Source organism: Variovorax sp. ZS18.2.2, from assembly GCF_024701975.1.
Lineage (GTDB): Bacteria > Pseudomonadota > Gammaproteobacteria > Burkholderiales > Burkholderiaceae_C > Variovorax.
The window spans coordinates 915,305-927,721 of record NZ_JANLNM010000001.1 but is presented as its reverse complement, the minus strand read 5'-3'; the positions used below and the strand labels follow the sequence as shown (position 1 = coordinate 927,721).

Below are 12,417 nucleotides of genomic sequence, written 5' to 3'. Positions count from 1 at the left end.
CGGACGCACCCGAAGGCGCGCCCGGCCGGCATCACGCACAGGTCACAAGGCTCAGCGCTTGTCGTTCTCGCGCAGCTTCAGGCTGCCCTGGAAGCGCAGCGCGTGCGGGTACTCCTCCTTCTCGCCCGCATCCACCGCAGCCATCTTCTGCTGGCTCAGCTGCGTCTTCGCGAGCAGTGGCGCCGGCAGGTTCAGCACGCCCCTGATCTGGTCGTACTGCGCCTGCGTGATGCGGCCCACGCTCAACAGGCGGAACGCGTCGCGCTCGATGTTCAGCAGGAGCGGCTTGTTGGCCGCCAGGTTCTGCACCTTGGACAGCAGGTCGCTCCACGACTGCGCGCTGTAGTTGCTCACGTAGTAGTCCTGCCCGGTCGGCCCGGCCAGCACCGCCGTGCAACCCGGCAGCTCCAGCTGCACCGCGTTGTTCGACATCACGAAGGTCTTGCGCTGCTCCAGCGAGTTGCCATACGCCAGCGTGACGGGGATGGTCCACGTCGAGGCCGGGAACTGGTTCTGGTTGGGGAACGACTCCTGGCTGATGTTCACGTACGTGCGGTCGCCGGCGCATTGCGCGTCCACCGTCAGGAGCGGAATCCCCGTCTGGCGGATGAGGCTGTCGCCGATGTCGCTCACCTTCTTGTCGGTGACCTTCTCCAGCGAACTCCACAGCCGCGATGGCGTGACGTTGCCGTACGCATAGTCCTTCAGGTAGATCTGCAGGCCCTTCTGCATCGCCTCTTCGCCGATGTAGTTCTGGATCGTCTCCAGCACATGGCTGCCCTTGTTGTAGACGAAGATCGACGGGCTGATGAAGCCGAACGAACCCGCGTCGTTCAGGTTGCGCTGCACCGGCACGGCGGTGCTCTTCAGGTCGGCCACGATCACGTTGTGCTTGTCCAGCACGTAGTCCGAGAAGCTGTAGTACTCGGGGTGGAACTTGATCGTGGTTCGGCGTTCGAACCAGCGCGCGAACGACTCGTTGAGCCACACGTTGTCCCACCAGTCGAGCGTGACCAAGTCACCGAACCACTGGTGCGCCACTTCGTGCGTCACCACCGTCACCGAGTACAGCGTGGGCGTGGTGCCCGGCTTGGTCAGCACCGAATCGGCGAACTCGAAGATCGAGCCCCAGTTCTCCATGCCGCCGAAGCCGGTGTTGGGCTTGTTGTTGTAGCTGTCGTTGGCCGCGACGGTGTCGAACTTCTTGAAGGGCAGCGGGATGCCGGTGTACTTGTAGTAGTAGTCCATCGACACCTTGGTCCACTCCATCGCGAACTTGGCCCAGTCGGAGCGGCCCGGCGGCGTGAACCAGCGCAGCGGCAAGTCGCTGCCGTCCAGCGGGTTCTTGAAGGTGTCCGCGAGGATGTCGAACTTGCCGCCTCCGAAGAAGGTCAGGTACATCGGCATCGAAGGCGTCTTCTCGAACGCCACGCGCTGGTAGCCGTCGGGCAGCTTCGTCGCCTCGGTCTGCGCGCCGTTGGACACCGTCTTCCAGTCGCCCGGCACCTCGGCCGAGATCTCGAAGGTGTGGCGGAAGGCCGGCTCGTCCCAGCCCGGGAACCACTGCCGCGCGTAATTGGTTTCGCCCTGCGTCACGATGGCATCGCTGCTCACGCCTTCGGGCGTGGAGAGGCCCACCTTGAAGATGCCGGTGGCAGCCGAGCAGAACGGGTTGCGCGCCATCTCCGCGGGCGGGCAGTACTCCGCATCGGAGAACTGGATCTTGCCGTCCCATTCCATGTGCAGCAGGTACTTGCCCTTGGCGATCTGGCCGTCGTTCAAACGCAGTTGCACGAAGTCGCCGAGCGTCTGCGGCGTCGGGATCAGCGGGATCGCTTCGCCCGGGTTCGACACCTTGCGCAGCGTGGTGCGGCCCTTGGCGAAGTTCAGGTTGTGCGCGGCCACGACGATGGCATCGACCGGCTTGAGCACTTCGATCTCCACATCGCCGCGGCCCACGAAGGTCTTGAGCGCCGCATCGGGTCGGAACCACAGCTTGTAGTTGCTCGGCCAGACGGTGTCGGGCAGTTCCATCGGCTTGGCGGACTTGTCGACCGCGGCCACGGCGGCCGGTGCGGGCACGCCGTCCTCCGGTGTCTTGCCTGTGCTGTCGGATGCGGGGCCGGAGGTGATCGGTTCCGAAAGGCCGACACCGGTGCCGCCGCCGAACGAAGGGCCACTGTCGCCGCCGCCACCGCAAGCCGTGATGACGGCAAGGGTCACTGCGGTGATGACAAGATGATTCACGAGGGAGTAATTGAGCTTTTTCATGATCGCCTTTTGGTAAGGACATTGCGCTGCCGTTGCATGCACCGGCGGGTAGCCGGCGATGCGCGAACGCGCGCGGTGATGGAAGAACAACTGACGCTGCAAACAGGCAGCACCGCACCCTCCCGGCGAACGACACGTTCGTCAGGACAAAACGGAACCGCCGGAATTTTTCTTAAGTCGATATGCCACGTACAAGTGAATGCACGTGCGACACCAAGCCACGCTGCAAGCTATGCAGGCGGCCCCAGGATGCGGGGGGTGATGGCGTCCATTCCCGTCGATGCGCGGGTGAATGGGATGCGAGGGGATCGGGCCTTGAGGCGGCTGTATGCCTTAGTACCCGCGCATCGGCGCCGGCCGTTCATGCGCGGCAGGAACGACACACGCTGTGCGCGCCAGGATCAGAATTCTTGCGGCTCTTTTCGTTGATATCACGCGCATTCCCTCGTCCATTGAATGCGCTCAGTTGTAGCTGATCGAATGCGACATCTCAACGAATCGCGGAACTTTTCGCTCTCAAAATGTTCGCGTGCCATACGACGAATGGAGTCATCGCATTCAATGCATGTCGTGCGATACGAAGATGGTTCCGTGGACCAGGGCGCATGCGCTGCGTCACTACGAAAACTCGTAGTCATCGAGTGTGACGATGCAGCCACACTCCACACCTCAAAGCGATACAGGCGCTACAAAACCTGTGAATGCGCGACGCTTGAAGCCACGCGCGTGCGTTCGCGCAACCACAGCATGAAGCCGCAGCCGAACACCACGACCTGCGTGCCGATCAATAGTGCGAAGCCCGCGAAGAAGCCCGATGCGGATGCGGCCGATGCAGTGGCCGCGCCCGATGCCGACGAACCGTGCGACACCGCGCTGATCACGCCGCCCATCAATGCCGGCATGAAGCCCGCGACGAGACTCCCTGCCCCATTGGTCACGCCGAATGCGCTCGCGGTGTGCTCGGGCCGGGAGCAATACTGGATCGTGCTCGGGATCGCAGGGCTCTGCAGTCCCCAGAAGAAATTGGCCGCGACGAGGCAGCCCGCCGCGGCATACGGATCGTGCGCGTTGATGGCCATCAGCACCGACAGCGCCACGCCCACGCTCGCACCCATGAAGATGAAGGGCACGTGCTCGCGTTCGATCTTGTCGATGAGCACGCCGCTCACGAGCACGGCGAGCACCGTGGCGTACTGCGGCAACGAAGCGAGCCATCCCATCTCGCGCAGCGAGAAGCCACGCGCTTCATGCAGGTAGGTCGGCAACCAGTTGCTGCTGCCCCAGAGATAGGCGAGCGCCGCCGATGTGAGCAAGGTGATGAGGAACAGGTGCCGCGTCTGCAGCGCGCCCTTCACGATCGCGCCCACACGCGCCATCGCTTCTCCGATCGACGAAGGCCGGGCCGTGTCTTCCTTGCCGGGTGGCATGCGCACGAACGCGAGCACCAGCGGAATGCCGAGCGCGATGTTCATGATGCCGAGCACGTGGAACGAGGTGTCCCACTGGAACTGCGCGAGCAGATAGCCCACCAGCGGATAGCCGATGGCCAGGCCCAGGCCCGTGCCCATGTTCACGAGCGCGTTGGGCTTGCCGTTCTCGTGGCTCTGGAAGTGCGCCTTGATGTACGACGAGGCCAGCGAGAACAAAGGCCCTTCCGACACGCCTAGAAGAACGCGCGAAGCCAGCAGCAGGCCGTAGCTGTTGAACATCGGCGAGGCCCACGTCACCACGCCCCACAGCACCAGCCCGTAGATCAGGCTGCGCCGCACGCCGAACAGCGCGGAACAGAACGGCGTGAGCACGAAGGCCGACACGCCATAGCCGAGCATGAACGCCGTCGCCAGCAAGCCCTGGCTCACGCGGTCGTTCGCCGCGAGGCCCACGTGGTTCAGAAACGCGGCATCGGTGATCAGCACCGCAATGTTGATGCGGTCCACGTACGAGATCGCGACAATCACGAACAGGGTGACGACGCCGTACCAACGAAAGTGCTTGCTCTGCATGGATGTGTGTTCTGGTTGCTGGGACGACGGCGCGTGCGCCTAGAACATGTGCCGCATGCCGAACTCGGTGCCGCTGGAGGCACGGTTCGGCGCGGTGATCGCGCCCGAGAGCACCTGCGCGGCACCGTTGCGGTTGCTGATGCGTGCGATGGTTGCGTACAGCGCGGTGCGCTTCGAAAGGTTGTGCACGTAGCCGATGGCCAGCTTCGACGAGGTCGGCTTCAGCGCCGCACCCGCGGGCTCCAGCCGGTAGCGCGCATACGAACCCTTGATCTCGCCGACGCCGATGGGCAGCTGGAAGCCGATGAGCGCGCCCTTGGCGTCGGTCGTGCCCTTCGACTCCGTGTACAGCTCGCTCGTGAGCTTGAGGTTCATCAGCGACGGACCGAAGGTGTAGGCCGCACCGAGGTTGGTCACGCGCAGATCGCCGCTCGCATAGCGCGTCTTGCCGGTGGCAATGGCGATATTGAGGCCGCCGCTCTGGTAGCCGAACCGCAGGCCCGTGTGGTTGCCATCGCGCTTGTTCGACACCAGCGTGCCCGGCAGCACCGAGTTCGAATCGTTCTCGCCCATCGCGTACATCACCTGCCCGTAGAAACCGCCGAGCGAGGCCGGCAGCAGGTAGCCGACGCTGTTCGATGCGCGCGTGCCCGTCGGTGCGACCAGGCCGCCGAGGCCCGAGAAATAGATCTGGTTGGCGCCGATGCCGCCGCCCGTGCCGAAGGGGTCGAAGATGGCGGTGTTCCAGAACGCGGGCACGTAGTCGCGGCCCAAGCGCAGCTCGCCGAACGGGCCGGCGAGGCTCACCGTCGAGCGACGGTTGAAGCTCAGCACGCCCGCGGCGCCGTTGCCGCTGGCCTGATTGTTCGAGTTCGAGGGGAAGCCCATCGCGCTGTCGTTCTGCAGGCCCATCTCGAGCCAGAAGTTGGCCGAGTAGCCGCCGCCCAGATCCTCGGTGCCGCGAAAGCCGAGGCGGCTGAACATGTTGCCGCTGTTGGACAGCTGCGTCTTGTGGGCCGATCCGTCGCCGCTGCCGCGCGTGTAGGTGACGGCTGCATCGACCACGCCGAAGAGCGTGAGGGAGGATTGGGCCAGCGCTCCGCCAGCCGTGCTGGCCGCAGCCAGCGCGATCAAGTAGTTTTTCAAGGGATGTCTCGGTTGGTTTTTCTCAGATGTCCAGCACCAGCCGCTCGCCCTTGCAGCGAGAGACGCAGATCATCATGGTCTTGTTGGACGCACGTTCGATCTTGGTGAGGATGCCGTCGTGGTGCTCGACTTCGCCTTCGAGAACCGCTGTTTCGCAGGCGCCGCAGACGCCTTCCTTGCAACTGTGGTCGGGGTTGAACCCTGCATCGATCAGGCTGTCGAGAATCGACTTGCCGGGCGGCACCTCGACGCTCTTGCCGCTCTTGGCACACTGCACCACGCAGCCCTGCGTGGCGCTCGGCGCTTCCACATGCACCGCAGCGAAACGCTCAATGTGCGCGTTGGCGTAGCTCAGTTGTTCGCAGCTCTTTTCGAACGCATCGAGCATCGGCGTCGGGCCGCAGCAGTAGTAGTGGCTGGCGGCGCCCTTGCCCGCCAGCAGCTTGGCGAGGTCGGGCGGTGCGCCCTTCTCCTCATCGAAATGCCAGGTGAGCGGGATCGACTTCTCCTTGGCCAGCGCCTCGATGGCATCGCAGAACGCCGCCTCCTTGCGGGTGCGCGCGCAGTACAGCAGTTCCACCGGCTGGCCGATGGCGACGAGCCGCTGCAGCATGCACCAGATGGGCGTCACGCCGATGCCGCCGGCCACCAGCACCGAGCGCTCGGCGCCCTCTTGCAGCTTGAAGTTGTTGCGCGGCGCCGAGATCGGCAGTGTCATTCCCACGCGCAGCTGCTGGTGCACATAGCGCGAGCCGCCGCGGCTCTTGCGGTCGTTGAGCACGCCGACCACATAGCGCTGGCTGTCGCTGGCCGGATTGCACAGCGAGTAGCTGCGCACCAGCCCGTTGGGCAGGTGCAGGTCGATGTGGGAGCCGGCCTCGAAGGCCGGAAAGTCCACGGCGGGCGTGGCCGGCCGGAACTCGACACTGACGATGCCGTCGGCCTCGTAGCGCATCGTGTGCACGAGAGCGTTCAGCGTGGGAGAAGACATGGGCGTGCTCGCTTCCCTGTCAGGCCGTGGCGGTCTCGGCGGCTTCGGTCAGCTGCGCAACTGCGAGGTTGCGCATGTGGCGGCGCAGGCGAACGATGCCCAGGTCGTGCTGGTACAGGTTCTCGTGCTGGTTGGCGTCGGCCTCCATTTCCTCGAGCATCACGCGGTCCTGCTCCAGCACGTGCCAGTGGCGCGCCTCCAGGCGGTTCTTGTAGAGAAAGCGCCAGGTGTCGCGCTCCCAGCCCTTCGGGAGCTTGCGCACGCGCCAGAAAAAGGTGGCCGTCATGCCATTGGCCATCGGCGAGAACGCGCCGATGATGATGAAGTTGCCGCCGGGGCCACCGGTCTTCGGGTACGGGATCTCCAGCCGCATCCAGTGGATGCCGGTGTCGGCCCATTCGGTCCAGTCGAAGTTGACGTTGCGCTGGCCTTCCTTCTCGAACACGAAGCCGATGTCGGTCGCACGGATGCCGAACTTGGCCGACGAATCGCCCTCGGCCATCGAGTGCGACTGCTTGTGCAGGTACGTGCCGTGCATCGGGTCCATCACGTTGTCGAGCACGTAACGGTAGTCGCCCTTCCACTCGGTGTAGCAGAGGAAGGACGAGTACTCGGCCTCGTCGGTGAGCTGCTCCGGCAGCACCAGCGGCGGCGGAATATCGACCGGCTCCTTCGAGTTGTAGAGGAACACCGCACCGGCACGCTCCTGCACATGGAAGTGGCGCGTGGCCTGCGAGCCTTCGAGCTTGCAGCCCGGGCTGCCGGGCACGCGCGTCACGACGCCGTCATGGCGCACCTCGACGCCGTGGTACGGGCACGAGAGCCGGTCGCCCAGGATCACGCCTTGCGACAGCGGTGCGCCGCGGTGCGGGCAGCGGTCTTCCAGCGCATGCAGCACGCCTTCGCCGTCTCGCCACAGCGCAATCTTGCGGCCGAGGCGGCGCAGGGAGATGGGGTTCTCCTTGATGAAGTGCGAGGGGCAGATCGGATACCAGAGATCTTTCAGGCCGATCTCCAGCAGGTGGTTGACCGGGTCTGCGGGAACGGGGGTGATGGCGATGGTCATGGGGGTTCCTCTCACACCTTCTCTGCGGCCAGCGTGGCCATTTCCTTGCGGTACAGCGCTTCGGTCCAGGGCTGGCCGCCGGGCGTGGCGAGGCCGCTGTCGTTCAGGCGCTGCACGAGGCCGCCCAGGTCGTGGATGCCATCGGCAAAGGCGCGTTCGATCACGTCGCCCAGCAGGTCTTCGTAGGTGGTCGCGGGACGCTGGCGCGCCTGGTGCGGTTGGAGATAGCGGTCTTGTTGCATCGTGGGCCTCCGGGGGTGAGGTGAAATGAAATCAGGCGGTGGCTGCAGCGACGACAGGTGCACCGAGCGGCACGGCCCAGGCGTCGTAGCCGTAGACCCAGTCCGCATTGCCGCCTTCGCGCAGCCAGTTGTTGCCGCGCGAGCCGAGCTGCACCTGGCCGGCGCGCGCTATGCGGGCTTTCTCGTAGCTCTTGAGCGCCTCGGCTGCATCGGCCATCGCCACGCCTTCGAGGTGGCGCGACAGCACCACGGCGTCTTCAATCGCCATGCCCGCGCCCTGCGCCATGAACGGCAGCATCGGGTGCGCGGCATCGCCGAGCAGCGCCATGCGGCCCTCGGCCCATGCGGGCATGGGGTCGCGTTCGTAGAGCGCGGTCTTGAGCACCGTGTCGCAGGCATCGAGCAAGGCGCGCGCCTCGGGGTGGTAGGCCACGTACTGCTCGCGAAGTTCATCGACGCTGCCGGGCGCGGTCCACGATTCGAGGTGCCAGGTGTCCTGGGGCGTGGTTGCGAAGATGAAGATGTCCTTGCCGCGATTCAACGGGAAGGTGACGATCTGGCTCTGCGGGTTCGGCCCCCACCACTTGGTGAAGGCGCCGAGGTTGGGCACGCCGGCCACGCGCTCCGCGGGCACCACGGCGCGGTACGCGACGATGCCGGTGAAGCGCGGGCTCTCGGCGCCGAACATCGCGGTGCGCACGCACGAGTGGATGCCATCGGCACCGAGCAGCACGCCGACGCGGGCGCTGGTGCCGTCGGTGAACGAGAGGGTCACGCCCTCTTCGTCGGCGGCGATCTTCTCCGCGCGCTTGCCCAGGGCGACGCGCTCCGCCGGGAACATGTCGGCCAGTGCTGCCAGCAGATCGGCACGGTGGATGGTGAGCTGCGGCGCGCCGTAGCGCTCTTCGGCCGAATCGGCCATCTCAAGCCGCGAGGTTTCTTCGCCGGTGTCGTAGGTGCGGCTGATGCGGTGCGACGGGCGCGCCGCCGTCACGCGGGCCGCTTCACCCACGCCCAAGCCGTCGAGCGCGCGCACCGCGTTGGGCGTGAGGTTGATGTCCGCGCCGACGCGGGCGAACTGCTTGGCCTGCTCGAACACGACCACGTCGTGCCCTGCGCGCCGCAGCGCGATGGCAGCCACCAGGCCGCCGATGCCGGCACCGACGATGCCGATGGTGGATTCGCTTGTCTTCATGGATGTCTCTCTGTTCGTTCGTTCTTGCACGCGGCTCACTCGGCCACGATGTTTCGGGCCTTGATGATTCGGGACCACACGGCTGTTTCTTCGCGGATGTGCGCGGCGAATTCGGAGGGCTTCATCGCCGCATCGGTCATGCCCTGCACCTTCAGGCGCTCGCGCACATCGGGCTGGGCCAGCATCTGCGCCACGTCCTTCGCAAGCTGTTCGACAACGGCAGGCGGCGTGCCCTTCGGCGCGAGGAGGCCGTACCACGAGGTCACGGTCACGCCCTGGATGCCCTGCTCCGCCAGCGTCGGGATGTCGGGCGCCGCTTCGCTGCGCTTGGCCTCGGTCACGCCCAACGCGATGAGCTTGCCGTTCTTGATGAAGGGCATGGTCGCGGGCAGGTTGCTGAACATCAGCGGCACCGAGCCGCCGAGCACGTCGTTGAGTGCGGGCGCCGTGCCCTTGTAGGGCACATGCAGCAGGTCGATGCCGGCCTGCTGCTTGACGAGTTCACCCGCCAAGTGCAGGCCGCTGCCCACGCCAGGCGAGGCATACGACAGCGTGCCGGGCTTGGCCTTGGCCATCGCCACCAGTTCCTTGGCGCTCCTGATGCCCGACGACGGCGAGGCCACCAGCACGTTGGGTGCCTTGGCGAGCATGGTGACGGGCACGAAGTCCTTCGCGATGTCGAACGGAAAGTTCGGCATCAAGGTCGGGTTGATCGTGAGATTGCCGGCCGGCACCACGAGCAGCGTGTGGCCGTCGCCCTTCGCGCGCTTGACCTTGTCGATGCCGATGTTGCCGGCCGCGCCCACGAGGTTCTCGACCACGGCTGCCTGGCCGTAGCGCTTGGCGAGGCCGTCGGAGAGCACACGCGCCAGCGTATCGACCGGGCCGCCGGGCGGGAACGGCGAGACGATGGTGAAGCGGTCGCTGGAGAGTTGCTTCTGCGCGTCGCTCTGCGCGTGCGCAGGCAATGCGATGGCCGCCACGGCTGCGAACAGAAGGGAGATGGAAAGACGTCGTTGCATGGTGATGATCGAGGCCGTCATTTCTTCTCGGTGAGGAAAGCGCCCTTCGGGCCTTCCGCGTTCTTCTGGCGGCGCGTGTGGCCATCGAGGCCGCCATCGACTGCCCACTCGGCGAACACCGTCGGACCGGGCTCGAACTCGCGCGGCTGCCAATCGGCAGTGAGCTGGTCTTCGTCGGCGTAGTACTCGATGAGTCCGCCAGCCGGGTTCTTGAAGTACCAGAAGTACGCGGACGACACCGGATGCCGCCCCGGGCCGAGTTGCGTCTCCCAGCCGCGGCGCGAGAAATGCAGGCCGCCGCCGAACACCTCGTGGATGTCGCGCACAGTGAACGCCACATGGTTCAGGCCGCGCTTGCCCGAGGGAATCTGCAGCAGGAACAGGTCGTGGTGGCCGCCCTCGGCCGCACAGCGCATGAAGGCGCCGCGGTTCGGGTAGCTGTCGGACGAGATGAAGCCGAAGCGATCTGCGTAGAACGCGCTGGTGCTCACCACATCGCTCACGAAGAAGACCACATGGCCGACCTCGATGGGCGTCGCGCGTTCGTAGATCGGCGCGGGCTGGTTGACGCGCAGCTTGGCGTTCCAGGTGTTCATCGCACCGCAGTCGACATCGACCGCGTGCTTTCGGCTGACCTGCAGGCGCACCGCGAGGCCGTTGGGGTCGATGCAGCCGATGCGGCGTGCGCCATCGACTGTCGTGTCGAAGAACGCCGGGTCTTTCGAGATGGCGGCGGCGTAGCGGTCGAGGTCCGCGTCGCTTTCCACGCCCCACACCACTTCGCGCAGCGTCGGTCCTTCTTCCATCGCAGGCGGCAGGTTTGCCTTGTCCAACGCCGCGACGACCACCTTGCAGCCGTTGAGGCACTCGAAGACGAGTTCGTCGGACGCCTCCGACTTCAGTGCGAGCCCCCAGTCCTCGAAGAACTGGCGGCAGGTGGGCAGGTCGTCCGCCCCGTAGGTGATCTGGTCGATGCCTAGAACGCTCATGGTCGTGTCCTCTTCAGTTCGCCCACGGGAGCGGTTGGTCGTTCGTGCCCCAGTACATGCTCTTCTGCTCCATGTACTGGAAGATGCCTTCGCGGCCCTTCTCGCGGCCGAGGCCACTGTCGCGCCAGCCGCCGAACGGCGTCGAGACGGAGAACTGCTTGTAGGTGTTGACCCAGACCGTGCCGGCCTGCACCGCGCGGCCGAGCTTCCAGGCGCGCTTGAAGTCGCGGCTCCACACGCCCGCGGCCAGTGCGTAGACGCTGTCGTTGGCCTGTTCGATCAGCGAGGCTTCGTCGTCAAAGGGCATCGCGACGAGCACCGGGCCAAAGATCTCTTCCTGGCTGATGCGCGCGCTGTTGTCCAGGCCTTCGATGATGGTCGGCTTGTAGAAGTAGCCGTTGTCGTAGCCGGCGCCATGCGGACGCACGCCGCCCGTGCGGATGCGGCCGCCTTCGGACACGCCCAGGTCCACATAGCGCTCGATGCCTTCGCGGTGCTTGGCCGTGATGAGCGGGCCCATCTGCGTTTGCTCCGAAGCCGGATCGCCCACGCGCAGCGCATTGGCGCTTTCGGCCAGCCGCGTAAGGAACTCGTCGTAGATGCTGCGCGCGACAAACAGGCGCGAGCCCGCGATGCACGACTCGCCCGACGAACTGAAGATGCCGTACAGCACGCCGTTCACCGCATGGTCGAGGTCCGCGTCGTCGAGCACCATGGTGGGCGACTTGCCGCCCAGCTCCAGCGACACCGGCATCATCTTGTCGGCCGCGATGTGGGCGATGTGCTTGCCGGTGGTGGTGCCGCCGGTGAACGACACGCGCTTGACCAATGGATGCTTCGTGATCGCATCGCCGATGACCGAGCCCTTGCCCGGCAGCACGCTCACGATGCCTCTGGGCACGCCGGCCTGCTCGCAGATGCGCGCGAGTTCCAGCGCCATCAGCGGCGTGACTTCGGCGGGCTTCACGACCACCGCGTTGCCGGCGGCGAGCGCGGGCGCGAGCTTCTGCGCTTCGCTCGCAATCGGCGAGTTCCACGGCGTGATGGCCGCGACCACGCCCATGGGCTCGTGCACGCTCATCGTGACGAAGGCGCCGCGCGACGGGGTGATGGTCTCTTCGAGTGTCTCGAGTGCGGCTGCGAAAAATTGAAAGGTGCCTGCGGCGCTCGCCACGAGGTTGCGGGTTTCGTTGATCGGCTTGCCGTTGTCCAGGCGTTGTTTCTGCGCGAGCGATTCGCTCTCTTCGCGGATCAGTTGCGCCACACGATGCAACACGGCGGCACGCTCGTGCGGCAGGCGCTGCGCCCAGCCGCTGGTGCGGAAGGCGTGGTCGGCACGGGTGATGGCCTCCTCCACGTCGGCGAGGCTCGCAGCCTTCAGGCGCGCGATCGGTTCGCCGGTGGCGGGGTACAGGCTTTCATACACGTCGCCGCCGCCCAGGCGCCATTCGCCGGCAATGCAGATCGGGAGAAGTTCGGAAGAGATCATGTG

General features: G+C 65.8%; 10 protein-coding genes. All 10 read right to left on the bottom strand.

The annotated features are described in order from the left end of the window. Nucleotides 1–51: 51 nt before the first annotated feature. Complete coding sequence (locus NU688_RS04465; RefSeq protein WP_257859326.1) at nucleotides 52–2,271, bottom strand: M1 family metallopeptidase; 2,220 nt, start codon at nucleotides 2,269–2,271, stop codon at nucleotides 52–54. Nucleotides 2,272–2,957: 686 nt separating this feature from the next. Beyond that, on the bottom strand, nucleotides 2,958–4,274 hold the full coding sequence (locus tag NU688_RS04460) for an MFS transporter (protein ID WP_257859325.1): 1,317 nt from the start codon (nucleotides 4,272–4,274) through the stop codon (nucleotides 2,958–2,960). 39 nt (nucleotides 4,275–4,313) lie between these two features. Continuing rightward, entirely contained in the window at nucleotides 4,314–5,420 is a 1,107-nt protein-coding gene (locus NU688_RS04455; RefSeq protein ID WP_257859324.1) for a porin, read from the bottom strand. Between the two features lie 22 nt (nucleotides 5,421–5,442). Then, on the bottom strand, nucleotides 5,443–6,411 hold the full coding sequence (locus tag NU688_RS04450) for a PDR/VanB family oxidoreductase (RefSeq protein WP_257859323.1): 969 nt from the start codon (nucleotides 6,409–6,411) through the stop codon (nucleotides 5,443–5,445). Nucleotides 6,412–6,430: 19 nt separating this feature from the next. After that, complete coding sequence (locus tag NU688_RS04445; protein ID WP_257859322.1) at nucleotides 6,431–7,477, bottom strand: aromatic ring-hydroxylating dioxygenase subunit alpha; 1,047 nt, start codon at nucleotides 7,475–7,477, stop codon at nucleotides 6,431–6,433. Nucleotides 7,478–7,488: 11 nt separating this feature from the next. Beyond that, entirely contained in the window at nucleotides 7,489–7,719 is a 231-nt protein-coding gene (locus NU688_RS04440) for a recombinase-like helix-turn-helix domain-containing protein (protein WP_257859321.1), read from the bottom strand. A gap of 31 nt (nucleotides 7,720–7,750) precedes the next feature. Beyond that, complete coding sequence (locus NU688_RS04435; protein WP_257859320.1) at nucleotides 7,751–8,914, bottom strand: FAD-dependent monooxygenase; 1,164 nt, start codon at nucleotides 8,912–8,914, stop codon at nucleotides 7,751–7,753. Nucleotides 8,915–8,949: 35 nt separating this feature from the next. Continuing rightward, nucleotides 8,950–9,936, bottom strand: coding sequence for a Bug family tripartite tricarboxylate transporter substrate binding protein (locus NU688_RS04430; protein ID WP_374684631.1), 987 nt, complete (start codon nucleotides 9,934–9,936; stop codon nucleotides 8,950–8,952). Between the two features lie 17 nt (nucleotides 9,937–9,953). Beyond that, nucleotides 9,954–10,925 carry a VOC family protein gene (locus tag NU688_RS04425; RefSeq protein WP_257859318.1) on the bottom strand — a complete coding sequence of 324 codons (972 nt, stop codon included), beginning with the start codon at nucleotides 10,923–10,925 and terminating at the stop codon, nucleotides 9,954–9,956. 13 nt (nucleotides 10,926–10,938) lie between these two features. Then, on the bottom strand, nucleotides 10,939–12,414 hold the full coding sequence (locus NU688_RS04420) for an aldehyde dehydrogenase (protein ID WP_257859317.1): 1,476 nt from the start codon (nucleotides 12,412–12,414) through the stop codon (nucleotides 10,939–10,941). Nucleotides 12,415–12,417 lie beyond the last annotated feature (3 nt).